Genomic DNA, 13,618 nt, shown 5'->3' with positions numbered 1-13,618 from the left:
CCCGGGGGTATCTGCTATCAGGTTTCGTTATATCCTTCGTGCCATGGACCTTCAGCAGATCGCCTATTTCGTGCAGGTCGCCGACCTGTGCAGCTTTTCCCGCGCGGCCCATGTGCTGGGGGTGACCCAGCCCGCGCTCAGCCGTCAGGTAAGCCTGCTCGAGGCGGAACTGGGCTGCCGGCTGCTGCATCGGCATGGCCGCGGCGTGGTCACGACCGAAGCCGGGCAGCGCATGCTGGTGCATGGCCAGGCGCTGCTGGCACACGCCGAACAGATCAAGCGCGACGTGCGCGCGGTGATCGACACCGGCGCGGGGCGCGTCAGCATCGGCCTGCCGCCGCGCGTGGCGCACTGCCTGACACCCGTGCTGCTGCGCGCCTTTCGCGATACGCAACCGCAGGTGTCCATCAATGTGGTCGAAGCCCTGAGCGCCCAGTTGCGCGAGGCCCTGCTGGCCGGCCGGCTGGATGTGGCGCTGCTTTATGACCCGCCGGCCACGCCGCAACTGGATGTCGTGCCGCTGTTCCGTGAAGAGATGGTGCTGGTGGGACACCCGCCCGATGGCGCCGGTCTGCCGGCGGCGATCCCGGTGGCCGAGCTGGGCCATTACCCCATGATCCTGCCGAGCCGGCCCAATGCCATCCGTTCGGTCGTCGAAGCCGCCTGCCGCACCCAAGGCGTTGCGCTGGAGATCGTGGCCGAGGTCGACGCCGTGCATACCCAGTTGCGGATGGCGGCCGAAGGGCAAGGCTATACGGTGCTGCCGCAAAGCACGCTGTCAGTGACCGCGCGCGCGGCCGACCTGGCCTGGGCCCCCATCGGCAGCCCGGCCTTGCGCAATCGCCTGGTCCTGGCGACGTCTCGCGGCAAGCCGCCCGGTGCGGCCGCCCTGGCGGTGACAGCCTTGGTTCAGCAAGTCGATTGGACGGCGCTGTTCCAGGGCAGGCCGGCACTGCGCTGAACGCTCTCTAACGCCCTTCAAACGCCCTCCATCGCGCGGCGGCGCTGACGAAGGTTTGCATAAAAAGCAAACCTGGCATCGATAAATTCCAATTGTAGAAAGGCTATTCCGGTAATAAAGTGGCTCGTCGAATTCAGAAGGACCCGTGCCGTGAGCCGCCAATCCGCCATTGAGCTTGCCCTGCATCACCTCGATTCCGGGGACTTTGCCAAGGTATTGGGACGCCGCGTCGCCATGGCGACCGAAAGCGAAGAAGCGGGTCAGGCGCCGGTCCTGCATGCCTACCTGACCGACGACATTGCGCCAGCCCTGACCGCCATGGGCTTTGTCTGCACCACCTACCCCAACCCCACCGGGCGCGATCTGCCCTTCCTGGTGGCGGATCGTATCGAAGACAGCAGCCTGCCCACCGTCCTGCTCTACGGCCATGGCGACGTGGTCCGCGGACAAGCCGCGTCCTGGCGCGATGGCCTGGACCCTGGACCCTGGTTCATGATGCCGGCCGCTGGTTCGGCCGGGGCACGGCGGACAACAAGGGGCAGCACTCCATCGTGTTCGCCGGTCTGCAAGCCGCCATCGATGCCCGCCAGGGCACGCTGGGCTATAACGTGCGGATACTGTTCGAAATGGGCGAAGAAGCCGGGTCGCCGGGCCTGATGCAGTTCTGCCGCGCGCAGCGCTCGCGCCTGTCGGCCGACCTGCTGATCGCCAGCGACGGGCCCCGTCTGGGGGCCGAACGGCCGACCCTTTTCATGGGATCGCGCGGCGCCGTCAACTTCGAATTGCGCGTGGTCTCGCGCGACCGGGCCTACCACTCGGGCAACTGGGGTGGGCTGCTCGAAAATCCCGCCGTCGTACTGGCGCATGCGCTGGCCAGTCTGGTCGATGCGCGCGGCCGTATCGTCATCGACGCGCTGCGGCCGCCCGCCATGCCCGACACGGTGGACCGCGCGGTCCGCGACCTGCAGGTCGGAACGGGCGAGGATGATCCGGTGATCGATCCTGCCTGGGGCGAGCCCGGCCTGAATGCGGCCCAACAAGTGTTCGGCTGGAACACGCTGGAAATCCTGACCCTGGATGCCGGCCAGCCCGCGAAGCCCGTCAACGCGATTCCAGCCAAGGCCAGCGCGTGGTGTCAGTTGCGCTTCGTGGTCGGCACCGACTGGCAGCACCTGGAAGAACACGTGCGCGCGCATCTGGACGCGGCCGGGTTCCCGATGGTGCAGATCACGATAGGCGCTCGCGCCGGGGCGACGCGGCTCGATCCGCAAGACCCGTGGGTGCAGTGGGCCGCGCAGTCGGTCACGGCCACGACCGGCCAGGCCCCCGTGCTGCTGCCCAATCTGGGCGGCTCCTTGCCCAACGATGTGTTCGCCGACGAACTGGGTCTGCCGACCCTGTGGGTGCCGCATTCCTATCCCGCCTGCGCGCAACATGCGCCCAATGAACACCTGCTTGAAAGCGTGACCCGCGAGGGACTGGCGGTCATGGCTGGCCTGTTCTGGGACCTGGGTGACGCGGGCCCGGGGCTGCGTGACGGCGCCACCCGCCGCCGCGCGGCCTGACGCCAGGCGCGACCGTATCTCACGGCGTACCTGGCTGACCCGCTCATCAACGCACTGATTACCTCCGGCATCGTCTGCCTGCCCGATTCGCCTCTTCTGCATCCTGGATCCGCCATGCATCGCATCGTCTGTACCCTTGCCGCCGCGCTGTCCCTTCTGGTCACCGCCCAGGCCCACGCCACCTATCCCGACCATCCCATCAAGATCGTCGTCCCGTTTCCGCCGGGCGGCGGCACCGATGCGGTGGCCCGCGTGCTGGCGCAGAAGCTGGGTGACAAACTGGGTCAGACGGTCATCGTCGAAAACCGCCCCGGCGCCGCGACCGTGATCGGCGCACAGGCCGTGGCCCGCGCCGCGCCCGATGGCTACACGCTGATGATTTCCGGCTCCAGCACATATTCGGTGTTGCCTGCCCTGAAAAAGACCTGCCTTACAAGCCGCTCGCCAGCTTCGAGCAGATCGGCATCGTTGCGCTGGCTCCGTCGGTGCTGGTTGGCAAGCCCGACCTGGCCGCCACGTCATTGGCGGATCTGGTTGCGTTGGCCAAGGCGCGGAGCAGCAAGGGCGGCGTGACCTACGGCACCTTCGGCGCCGGATCGGCCCCGCACCTGGCCGGTGAAATGTTCGCGCAGACCATCGGCGCGACCATGCTGGCCGTGCCCTACAAGGGTAGCGCGCAGCTCACCACCGCCCTGATCGGCGGCGAACTGGACTGGGCCGTCGACACCGTGGCGTCGGCCGCGCCGCACGTCAACGCCGGCCGCATGAAAGCGTTTGCCGTGTCGGGTGACCACCGCATGCCGCAGTTGCCGAATGTCCCGACGCTAAAGGAAGCCGGCCTGCCCGCCAGCGCCGGCCTGGTCGGCTGGTACGGGTTCGTGGCCCCGGCATCGACCCCCGCGCCCATCATCGACACGATCCGCAAGGCAACCGAAGACGTCATGCAGGATGCCGAGGTCCGCAAGGTTTTTACGACCAATGGCTTCGAGCCGGTCATGCTTGGCCGCGACGCCTTCCGCGACAAGGTCAATGCCGAGATCGCCCAGTTCACGGGCGTGGCGCAGCGCGGCGCAATTTCGATGGACTGACGGGATGAAGGCAGCCTTGCGCGGGCGACAGGTGTACCCTGTCACGACGCATGGCTAGCCGTGCGTTCATCATCGTCATGCACCATTGTCTTTACCGGTCACTGTCATGGATTCTCGTCCCCTGCAGGAAACCGGCGTGCGGTACTTCCTGGAAGTCGTGCGCTGCGGCTCCATCACTGCGGCATCGGAACGCTTGAATGTCGGCGCATCGGCCATCAGCCGGCAGATCGCCACGCTGGAAGAACACCTGGGCGCGGCGCTGTTCGAGCGTCATGCGCGCGGCATGGTGCCCAGTTCGGCAGGCGAAGTGCTTGCCGCCTATGCCTACAAGGCGGCGCAGGATGCCGACCGGGTGGCCAAGGAAATCCAGGCGCTTAGTGGGCTGAAGACCGGACTGATCCGCCTTTGCAGTACCGAAGGCTTGGCCATGGAATTCGTTCCCCGGGCCATGCTCGACTTTCAGAAGCGCTATCCGGGCGTGCAGTTCGAGCTGGACGTTGGCGAGACCTTTGACGTGTCGCGTCGCTTGCGGGAAGGCGACGCCGATGTGGGGCTGACCTTCAGCCGGGTTGCCGAAAAAGACATCAAGGTCGAATACAGCCAGCGCTCGCCCATCATGGCCGTCATGCGGCCCACCCATCCGCTGTCCGGCGCCGACCGCGTCACCCTGCAACAGTTGGCGGCGTATCCCCTGGCCTTGCCGCCGGTCAGCACCACGATACGGCAGTTGTTCGACATTGCGTGCAGCGCGCGGGCCATTGCCATCGTGCCGGCCCTGTGCAGCAACAGTGCGTCGGCGGTGTATGACTTCGTGGCCAACAGCGACGCCATTACGCTGTCGGGGCGGGTCGCGGTCAGCCACCGCATGGCCGCCGGCACGCTGGCCGCGGTGCCGGTTCGGGAACGCGGCATGGCGCAGCGGGACATCGAAATCCAGACCCTGGCCGGCCGCAGCCTGCCTGGCCTGGTGCAGGAGTTCGTCAGCTTCCTGGCTACCCGGCTCGCCCCCTTGAGCTGACCTCCGCGGGTTATCCCCAGCATCCCGAATGGGCCAAGTCGCGCGTGGGTCCCAGATCTTCGTAAAATGCCACCGAATCATTTGGAGCACACCATGGGACTGTTCAAGGACCCCCGGCGATCGCCGGACGACACCCGCGCAAGTTACGCGCGCCGCCGCGCGCCCTACCTCATCCTCATCGCGGTGGGATGCACGGTCTATGCGCTGATGAAGCAGCAGCCGGGCGGCAGCAACACCATCTGGATCGGTGTGTTCGTGATGTGGGTCGCCGCGGCCTTGTCCGCCTACGCAGCCGACTGGAGCGACCTGCGCAAGTAACGCATCAGGGCGCGCGCGTCACAGCTCGAGCCGGTAGCCCACGCCATAGATCGACCGGATGACGTCCTGGTCCGGCCGCCACACCTCGAGCTTGCGCCGCAGGTTCTTGATGTGGCTGTCGACGGTGCGGTCGGTCACGACGCGGTGGTCGTCATAGAGCTGGTCCAGCAGGCGGTCGCGCGAAAAGATCTTGCCCGGGCTGGAGGCCAGCGCGCGCAGCAGCCGGAATTCGACGGGCGTCACGTCGATGTCGTGGCCATCCAGGGTGACCGAATAACCTGCTTCATCGATATGCAGACCAGTGGTTTCCTGCGCCGCATGGGCCGCCGAGCCCCGCGCGCGCCGCAGGATGGCCTTGACCCGCGCCACCACTTCACGCGGGCTGAACGGCTTGCAGATGTAGTCATCCGCGCCCAGTTCCAGCCCCAGCAGACGATCGATCTCTTCGATCCGCGCCGTCAGCATGATCACCGGGACGTCGGAAAACACGCGCAGCTCGCGGCAGATTTCCAGGCCGTCCTTGCCGGGCAGCATCAGGTCCAGCAGCACCATGTCGGGGGCATGACGCTTGATCGCGGGCAGGGCCTCCAGGCCGTCCGCCACCCAGTGCGTGTCATAGCCGGCGGCCTTCAGGTAATCGCCCAGCAAGGCGCCGAGCTTGGGTTCATCTTCAACAATGACGATGCTAGCCATGGGTCAATCCACTGTAAGGGAAGCAGGAAAGGTCAGGCGCAACTGCAGGCCGCCCAGCTCGGACGGCAGGGCCTCGATGCGGCCATCATGCGCTTCGACGATGCGCTGACAGATCGCCAGGCCCAGGCCCGACCCGCCATGCTGCCGGTTGCGTGACGACTCCACGCGAAAGAAACGTTGGAACAGGCGGGGCAGCATCTCGGCTGGAACGCCCGGCGCGGTGTCCTGCAAGACAAGGACCACATCCGGACCGGCCGCGTGCGCCGTGATCTGCAGCATGCCGTTCGGGTCGGTGTACCGCACCGAATTTTCGATCAGGTTGGTGAACAGCTGCGTCAGCCGCTGCGCATCGCCCTGGATGGGCGGAAGGTCGGCAGGCAGCTCGATCTGCATGCCCAGCGATTTGCGCGCCATCCGGTCCTGGAACATGCTGGCGGTCTGCCGGAGCAGGGCGCCGACATCGACACGTGTCATCCGGTAGGTCAGCGCGCCCACGTCGGCCAGCGACAGTTCGTGCAGGTCATCGATGAGCTTGCTCAATAAGGTGACCTCCGCCTGCAAGGACCCGATGGTCTGCGGCGACATGGCGCGCACGCCATCTTCGACGGCTTCGAGCTCGCCCCGCAGCACGGCCAGCGGCGTGCGCAGTTCATGCGAGATGTCGGCCACCATATTCCGCCGCAATTCCTCGTTGCGCTCCAGCGCGCTCGCCAGGTGGTTGAAGTCCTGGGCGAGCTGCCCGAGTTCGTCCGACGACCGCGTATCGACCCGCGTGCCGTAATCGCCCGCGGCCAGCCGGTGGGTCGCGCCCGCCATGCGCCGGACCGGCGCCAGGAACCCTCGCGCCAGCAGGATGCTGACCAGCGCGGCCACCAGCAATGAGATTCCGCCGATGATCCAGGTGGCCAGCAGTTGCTGCTCCTGGAAGCGGTCGTCGGCATCGCTGTTGTTGCGGGCCCGGATCGGCGGCGCCGCCAGCCAGCCCACGGCCTGCCGGTCGACCACGATCGGAAATTGCGAAGCAATGGGTTGCCCTGGCTGCTGGCCCACCACCACCTTGTGGTCGGCATCGAGCAGCGTGAAGCGCGGCGGCGGCGGCGGCGGGGGACTGTAATCGTCCTGTGGCGCCGACTCGGCCCGTTCCACATTGCGGCCGGGCGCGCTCAGCACCCGCCGCCAGCGCGGTGGGTTGTTGCGCAGGAACTCCCAGTCGCCATGCTCGCGATACGCATCAGCCAGAACCAGGCTAAGGCTGGTGGCCCGCTCGGCCTCCCGCTCGCGCAAGTACTCGACAAAGCCGCGTTCAAAGCTCCAGCGCAGGGCGCCCGCCATCGCGAACGCAATCAGGATGCAGGTCGCCAGAATGACGACGAACAACTTCGAGGTAATACCGAATTTCATGGAGGACATCGCAGGCGCCGGCAACGGGTTCGATTCCCGAGGCGACGAAGTGTCGCGTATCCATGACGTTATACAAGGCGCCGGGGCGCCTTGTCGGAGACTTCACACAAATTTCATATTGGTGGTCACGGCACCACGCCCGGCGGCAGCGCCATGCAATGCGCCGCCACATCCCGCGGCCGGGTCCACCAGACCGCATCGCTGCCCACGTGATCGACGCAGTGCTTGAGGGCCCGGCGCAGCATGCGCAAGCGGAAGGGCTGGCCGAACACGTACGGGTGCACCGACACGTTCATGACCAGCGGGTGCTTGACCGACTGTTCCAGCATTTCGTCGAATTGCTCGATGATCATCTGGCAGAAATCGCCGGCGTCCTGCTTGCGATGGATCACTACCTGCGAGTCGTTCAGCTCGATCGGGTAAGGCACCGACAGCAGCGGGCCATGCTTGGTGCGCAGCCACACCGGCTGATCATCCATCGGCCAGTCCATGACGTATTCGTAGCCGATCTCTTTCAACAGATCCAGCGTGTTCGACGTTTCGTACGCGCCCGATCCCATCCAGCCCTTGGGCGCCGCGCCCTCGTGCTGGGTGATGGTCTCGGTGATCTCGCGCAGGATCCGTTCTTCGTCCGGTTCCCACAAGCCGCGCAGGTTCTCGGCATTGCTGCGGCCATGGGCGACCACCTCATCGCCCCGTGCCCGCAGCGCATCCATGATCTGCGGCGCGTAGTCATAGACCAGGCTATTGCAGTTGTGCGCCGCCGGCAGGTCCAGTTCATCCAGCAGGTCCAGCAGGCGCCAGATGCCGATCCGGTTGCCGTAATCGCGCCACGAATAATTGCGGTGCGTCTGCGGCTCGCCGGTCTTGGCGGGATCGTGGCCCATGCCGGCGCCGAACGCGAACCACTCGATGTTCGTGGTCAGGCAGAACGCCAGCCGCTTGCCTTCCGGCCAGGCGTAGTCCTTGCGCTCCGGCAGGGGAACGTAGTCGTAACGAGAATGCTGCGGCAGCAGCGGCTTGCGTGTCATCCGTTTTCCTTTTGGGTTGCTGCGTGTCGCTTACTGCACGCGGGCGCCCGTCGCCTTCACGATGGGGCCGTACTTCACGACTTCACGATTGAGCAGCGTGCCGAATTCGCTTGGCGACATGGTCACCGCGTCGGCCCCCAGACTCTCGTAAAGCGTCTTGATCTCGGGCGTGGCCACGACCTTGGCCAATGCGCCATTGAGCTTCTGCACCACGTCGGCCGGCATGTTGGCCGGTCCCATGATCCCGTTGTAGAGCACCACTTCGAAGTTCGGCACGCCGGCTTCGATCATGGTCGGCACATCGGGCGCGGTGTCCACGCGCTTGGGCGTCGTCACGGCCAGTGCGCGCAGGCGATTGCCCTTCATGGCGGCAATGGCGGGCGGCATGCTGCTGAACACAAAGGCGACTTCGCCCCCCAGGATGGCCTGCGTCGCCGGGGCGCTGCCCTTGTAGGGCACGTGCACCGCGTCGACCTTGGCGGCGTTGTTGAACATCTCGCTTGTCAGATGGACGATCGTGCCGTTGCCCGACGACCCATACGAATATCCGCCCGGCTTGGCCTTCAGCATGCTGATGAGTTCGTTGACAGTTTTCGCGGGGGAGCTGGGGTTGACCACCAGCATCAGGGGCGTCGAGGCGACCATTGCCACCGGCGTGAAGCTCTTGACCGTGTCATACGACAGCTTGGGATACAGCGTGGCGTTGATGGCGTGCGTGGTGACGTCCTGCAGCATCAAGGTATAGCCGTCGGGTTCGGCACGCGCGATCAGGTCGGACGCGATGGTCGTGCCGGCGCCCGGACGATTCTCGACATAGACCTGCTGGCCGATTTCGCTCGACAACTTGACGGCGATGGACCGCGCGATCACGTCCGAGATGCCGCCGGCGGTGAAGCCGACGACCAGGCGGATCGGTTTGGTGGGGTAAGCCGTCTGGGCCCAGGCGGACGAGGCGGCGATCAGGGCGACCGCGCAGGCGGCAGCGGTTGTTGCCAGGGTGGCAGTGAAGCGGCGGGCAGACATGGAACCTCCGGAGACGGATGTGGATTACGAGTCAACGTGACAGTGAAAGCAGCGAAAGCCAAAGCGATTCGATGTCCTTGCGCGCAAGCGCCCGGACAATGAAGACGAGCGTCGACTGGTCAGGGGCAGACGCGCCCTTGGCCAGCGCCACGTGTTTGTCGAACACATGGCAGACACCCTGGACCAGGACGGGGCGGCTTCGCCCTCGAAATGCAGGATGCCTTTGACGCGCAGCAGGTCCGCTCCCCGAAGGCGCACCAGGATGTCGAGGAAATCCTGGAACAGCTCGCGGGGCAGGGGTTCGTTGAATGTCAGAGTGAAGCTCGTCACGTCCCTGGGGTGGGGCGTGAGTAAAGACCCGAGATACCCTCCTTGTTCTGTCTCCGTGGGTTCTTGCCAGGCGAAAGGCGATACCCCTGCAAGCAGGGCGATATCGATGTCACCGTGCGACGCGATCTCGCGCCTGGCAAATCCGTTGATGGTGTTTATCCAGTCCAGGCTTTCGTCGACCTGGTCCTGCGTTGCCAGGTCCGTTTTCGTCACGATCACCAGGTCGGCGGCAGCCACCTGGCGCGAGGCGATCACGGGCGCCGCACGGCGCCCCTCGGCATTGTTTGCATCGACCAGCGCCACCACGTGGGCCAGCCGATAATCCCGCGCAAGCGGCGCGTCGCTATACAAGGTCTGTGCGACTGGGCCGGGGTCGGCCAGTCCGCTGGTTTCGACGATCACCCGGTCGAAGCCGGGCAACTCGCCCCGTCGGCGGCGCAGCGTGATGTCGACCAGCAGTTCCTGCAGATCGCCGCGCAGCTGGCAGCACAGGCAGCCGTTATCGAGCAGCACCGTGCGGTCATCCGACTTTTCCAGCAAATGGTGATCGATGCCGATCTCGCCGATTTCGTTCACGATCATCAACGAGTCCGACAACTCGGGCGTCGCCAGCACTTTCTTCAGCAGCGTGGTCTTGCCGCTGCCGAGAAATCCCGACACGACGATCACCGGTACGCGTGCGTCCTTGGGCGTGGGCGACGTCATGGCATCACACCGTCATTTCGATCACGTACAGGCCGCCCGTGTGCCGGTCGACCGTGAACACAATGCCGCGGTCATCCACGAACAGATCGTTCAGCTGGATTGCGCCCACGGGCGAATGGGCCGGTGCGGGCGGGACGAAGTACGCGACTTCGCGCGGCTGGTACGGGTCGCTGATGTCATAGGCCCGCACGCCGCCATTGAAGAACGTGCCAATGATCAGTTCTTCGGACTTGAATGCGCCGGCGACGGGGATTCTCGTGGATGTTGTGGGCGCCGAACCGGCCGCCGCGCCGTTTGAAAACGTCGACCGGCGGTGCGGGCAAGGTCGAGATGCTGACCAGGTTGGTTTCGTCGCTGCCATCGAGCAGCCACACCAGCTTGGGCCAGTCGCCGCCATTGTCCTGCACGCACTCGTCGGTCAGCACCATCAGGTTGCGGCCGAACAGCGGCATCAGCGTATGCGTGAAGCCCTTGAACGGAGGCGAGTTGCGAAAGCTCGAAATCGGCGTCGGGTTGCGCTTGTCCGAGATGTCCATCACGAACGCGCCGCCATCGATGTAGCCCAGGTAACAACGATCCGGACGATCGGGATACACGTTCGTGTTGTGCGCGCGAAATCCCGAGTCCAGTTCGGGCGCCAGGCGTTTCGGCGGCGGAGCATCGTCGCCTTCCATCGTGCCGGGCAGCCACCAGCGGCCGATGGCCTCGGGCTTGGTCGGGTTGCGAACGTCAACGATCCGGTAGATCTGGTCGTCTTTTGGATTGCGTGGCGTCAGCGATGGATCGCTGCAGGTCATGTGCACGGTTTCGCCGTCCACGAACCACAGGGCATGCGCGCCGCGCGACGTGGGACCGGACGCGTCGAAATGCCCGATCGACCGGGGATTTTCCGGCACGCTGATGTCGAACATCTCGAAGCCGGCAGGGGCCAGGCCCGGCTTGCTCACCTGATACGCCACCGCCATCAGGTTGCCCGAAATCTCCAGGGAATTGGAACGCATCGATGCATGGGGCAGGTCGGTTTGCGCGATCACCTTGGGCGCGCGCGGTTCGGTCACATCCACCGCGGTGAAGTTCTTGGGCGCGCTTTCATGCGCCATCCACAACACGCGGCGGCCGCCGGGCAGGACCTGCATCGCCACGCCTTCGCCCACGCCACCGTATCCGCCCAGATCGTTCTGGGCCAGCAGGCGCATGTTCAGGAATTGCGCCCCGCCCGATGTCTTGCTATTCATGCCTGCTCCTGCGAATCGAACCAGTCCAGGATCTGCGCTCCGGTCATGAAGGCCACATCGGAATGACCCTGTATGTAATCGAGCGCCTGTTCGAAATACTTGATCCGATGCGGCACGCCGCTCAGGAACGGATGGACGGCAATGCCCATTACCCGCACGTGGTCCCCGCCTTCCATGTACAGGCGGTCGAAGGAATCCTTGATGCGTTCGAGCAGCACGTCGGAGCGGTGATGCTGGACCGCCATCATTGGAATGTCGTTGAGTTCCACTGAATACGGCATGGCGACCATCTCGCCCGCCCCGGCCGTCAGGCGGCAGGGCTGGTCATCCAGGCACCAGTCGCCGATGTAGCGGATGCCGGCGGCGTGCAGCAGGTCCACCGAGTCATAGGTCTGTGTCAGGCCGGGTCCCAGCCAGCCCACTGGTTTCTTGCCGGTAAAGCCTTCGATCGTTTCCACGGTCTGCCGGATCATGGCGGCCTGATCCTCGACCTGGTGGGTCGGCATCTGCGTAAAGGCGTGGCCCATGAATTCCCAGCCGGCGTCATGCGCTTCCTGCGCGACGCGCGGGTAGCGGTTGCAGACATTCCCGTTGATCGACAACGTCGGAACGATCCCGCGCTGATCCAGCGCCGCTTTCAGCCGCCAGAAGCCAACCCGCATGCCGTACTCATGCCAGGCCCAGTTCGGAATGTCGGGCAAAGTAGTGACGCCGGTAGGCGGCGGCAGCACCTGACGCGGCATGGCGCGCTCGATCTGCCAGTCCTCCACGTTGACGATGGGCCACACGATGACGCGCGCCCCTTGGGGTGGCGTCAGACGGGGGCGGTCGATGATGGGCGAATAAGGCAGACGGTCGCGTGGCTGCATCGAATGTCCAGTATGTGGATAATATGGCTGACGGATTCTGTGAATCCATACTCCGCGCGCGCAACAGGTGTGTCAACGCTGCCTGTCAAAATGTCCACTATATGGAACCATCGCCTTTGAGCACCATCCCTCCCTTCGCAGCAAAGTCCGCCACGCGTGCCGCCTCCGACGGCACCCAGGGCATACGCCGGGTCGTTCGTGTACTGAAGGTGTTGGCTGTGCATCGGGATGTGGGCCTGCGTTTCGTTGAAGTCGCGGACCTCTGCGAGCTGGAACGGCCGACAGCTCACCGTATGCTCAAGACCTTGGTCGAAGAAGGCCTGCTGGTGCGTGATCCCCGCAGCAAACGCTACCGGCTGGGGGCGCTGACCTTCGAACTGGGCCTGGCCGCCGCGCACCACTTCAATCTTGTCGACTTGTGCGCGCCGTCCTTGCAACGCCTGGCGCGCGCCACGGGAGACACGTCATTCCTTTTCATCCGGCGCGGCAACGACGCCATTTGCGTGAGCAGTGTGCCCGGGCATTACCCGATCCAGACGCCCGTGGTTCCGGTGGGTAGCCGTCAACCGCTAGGCGTGAATGCAGGCGGCCTGGCGTTGCTGTTGAGCATGACCCCGGCCGAAGTGGACGAAATCATTGCGGCGGTACGGCCGCGGCTTGGCGCCTACGGTGACTTCGATGCCGATGACCTGCGCCAGTCCGTTGCAGCGGGGCGCGCGCAGCGCTATGCGTTGATTGGCGAAAAGGCGGTCCCTGGCGTCACGGCGATCGGACTGCCGATCGTGAACCAGTTGGGGGTGCCGGTGGCGGCCTTGACTGTCGCGGCGATTTCCAGCCGCATGACCCCGGCGCGGCAACAGGACATCGTCCCGCTGCTGCAACAGGAAGTGGATGAAGTGCGGCGGTTGCTGTATCGCTAGCGGCGTGGTGGGGGCCAGCCGCGGTTCCGGACCTTACCTGGGCAAGCCCTTCCTGGGCTTGGCTGGCGCTGCGTCGGCAGCCGTGCCACGGCGGGTGGGCGCGGGCGTGCGCGGTGGCGCGCCGCGAGGGGAGGCTGATGCAGCCGGCCGCACGTTGCGTTGATTCAGTGGGGGGAGGGGGTAGCCGTCGCAGCGGTCGCTGGGTGGCTGGCGGTTTTCTCGGTCATGGCTGTCTCCGTGGGCGACGGTGCCATTGGCGAGACTCGCAAGGGACGTCGCTAGTCGTTGTCATCTGCCGACCATGCCGGCAGGCCGTGCAATCACATAAGACTTTAAACCCGATGTGCGAAGGCCAGTCGTTGCGGGGTGCAACGACTGGCCAACGGGCTTTCTCTATTGCGCCGTGTTCCGGCGTCTCTCTATTGAAGTCCCGGTCAGGAAAAGGCCCGATCAGAAAAGCG

Annotated in this window: 14 protein-coding genes and 2 pseudogenes; 7 read left to right on the top strand and 9 right to left on the bottom strand. The window is 65.3% G+C overall.

Annotation, left to right across the window (positions count from 1 at the left end; translation table 11 throughout):
* Positions 1-43 precede the first annotated feature (43 nt).
* From ACNANG_RS05755 to ACNANG_RS05730, 6 genes and pseudogenes are all read left to right on the top strand, one after another.
* Positions 44-961: a LysR family transcriptional regulator gene (locus tag ACNANG_RS05755; protein ID WP_420226368.1), complete on the top strand. Its 918-nt coding sequence runs from the start codon at positions 44-46 to the stop codon at positions 959-961.
* A 150-nt stretch (positions 962-1,111) separates the two neighbouring features.
* Positions 1,112-2,526 (top strand): annotated as a pseudogene (locus tag ACNANG_RS05750) (M20 family metallopeptidase).
* A 114-nt stretch (positions 2,527-2,640) separates the two neighbouring features.
* A complete protein-coding gene (locus tag ACNANG_RS05745) occupies positions 2,641-3,099 on the top strand; it encodes a Bug family tripartite tricarboxylate transporter substrate binding protein (protein ID WP_420226367.1) in 459 nt (152 codons plus the stop codon).
* Positions 2,985-3,614, top strand: a complete 630-nt coding sequence (locus ACNANG_RS05740; protein ID WP_420227460.1) for a tripartite tricarboxylate transporter substrate binding protein — start codon at positions 2,985-2,987, stop codon at positions 3,612-3,614. The genes ACNANG_RS05745 and ACNANG_RS05740 overlap by 115 nt, the downstream gene beginning before the upstream one ends.
* A 106-nt stretch (positions 3,615-3,720) precedes the next feature.
* A complete protein-coding gene (locus tag ACNANG_RS05735; protein WP_420226366.1) occupies positions 3,721-4,632 on the top strand; it encodes a LysR family transcriptional regulator in 912 nt (303 codons plus the stop codon).
* Positions 4,633-4,725: 93 nt separating this feature from the next.
* Positions 4,726-4,950, top strand: coding sequence for a hypothetical protein (locus ACNANG_RS05730; protein WP_179589690.1), 225 nt, complete (start codon positions 4,726-4,728; stop codon positions 4,948-4,950).
* 18 nt (positions 4,951-4,968) lie between these two features.
* On the opposite strand, the gene ACNANG_RS05725 is transcribed toward ACNANG_RS05730, so the two are convergent.
* The 9 genes and pseudogenes from ACNANG_RS05725 to ACNANG_RS05685 all read right to left on the bottom strand — a co-directional run bounded on the left by ACNANG_RS05725 (position 4,969) and on the right by ACNANG_RS05685 (position 12,237).
* Complete coding sequence (locus ACNANG_RS05725; RefSeq protein ID WP_420226365.1) at positions 4,969-5,643, bottom strand: response regulator; 675 nt, start codon at positions 5,641-5,643, stop codon at positions 4,969-4,971.
* A 3-nt stretch (positions 5,644-5,646) separates the two neighbouring features.
* The gene (baeS, locus tag ACNANG_RS05720; protein WP_420226364.1) at positions 5,647-7,053 is read right to left on the bottom strand and encodes a sensor histidine kinase efflux regulator BaeS; all 1,407 of its coding nucleotides are present in this window, start codon (positions 7,051-7,053) and stop codon (positions 5,647-5,649) included.
* A 116-nt stretch (positions 7,054-7,169) separates the two neighbouring features.
* Positions 7,170-8,075 (bottom strand): polysaccharide deacetylase, encoded by a 906-nt coding sequence (locus ACNANG_RS05715; protein WP_420226363.1) that lies wholly within the window; start codon positions 8,073-8,075, stop codon positions 7,170-7,172.
* A gap of 30 nt (positions 8,076-8,105) precedes the next feature.
* Positions 8,106-9,098, bottom strand: coding sequence for a Bug family tripartite tricarboxylate transporter substrate binding protein (locus tag ACNANG_RS05710; RefSeq protein ID WP_420226362.1), 993 nt, complete (start codon positions 9,096-9,098; stop codon positions 8,106-8,108).
* A 31-nt stretch (positions 9,099-9,129) separates the two neighbouring features.
* Positions 9,130-9,249: a hypothetical protein gene (locus tag ACNANG_RS05705; protein ID WP_420227459.1), complete on the bottom strand. Its 120-nt coding sequence runs from the start codon at positions 9,247-9,249 to the stop codon at positions 9,130-9,132.
* Between the two features lie 119 nt (positions 9,250-9,368).
* A pseudogene (locus ACNANG_RS05700) lies at positions 9,369-10,133 on the bottom strand (CobW family GTP-binding protein); the annotation flags it as partial.
* Between the two features lie 4 nt (positions 10,134-10,137).
* On the bottom strand, positions 10,138-10,323 hold the full coding sequence (locus tag ACNANG_RS05695; RefSeq protein WP_420226361.1) for a hypothetical protein: 186 nt from the start codon (positions 10,321-10,323) through the stop codon (positions 10,138-10,140).
* On the bottom strand, positions 10,310-11,368 hold the full coding sequence (locus ACNANG_RS05690) for an LVIVD repeat-containing protein (RefSeq protein ID WP_420226360.1): 1,059 nt from the start codon (positions 11,366-11,368) through the stop codon (positions 10,310-10,312). The genes ACNANG_RS05695 and ACNANG_RS05690 overlap by 14 nt, the downstream gene beginning before the upstream one ends.
* A complete protein-coding gene (locus ACNANG_RS05685) occupies positions 11,365-12,237 on the bottom strand; it encodes a polysaccharide deacetylase family protein (protein WP_420226359.1) in 873 nt (290 codons plus the stop codon). Before ACNANG_RS05685 ends, ACNANG_RS05690 begins: the two co-directional genes overlap by 4 nt.
* 116 nt (positions 12,238-12,353) lie before the next feature.
* On the opposite strand from ACNANG_RS05685, the gene ACNANG_RS05680 reads away from it, so the two are divergent.
* Positions 12,354-13,157, top strand: coding sequence for an IclR family transcriptional regulator (locus ACNANG_RS05680; protein WP_420226358.1), 804 nt, complete (start codon positions 12,354-12,356; stop codon positions 13,155-13,157).
* Positions 13,158-13,618: the final 461 nt, after the last annotated feature.

Origin of the sequence: Pigmentiphaga litoralis, from assembly GCF_048632615.1 — a bacterium.
In the GTDB taxonomy this organism is placed as follows: Bacteria; Pseudomonadota; Gammaproteobacteria; order Burkholderiales; family Burkholderiaceae_B; genus Pigmentiphaga; species Pigmentiphaga litoralis_B.
Note: the sequence above shows the minus strand (reverse complement) of the source record. Positions and strands in the feature narration are given on the sequence as shown.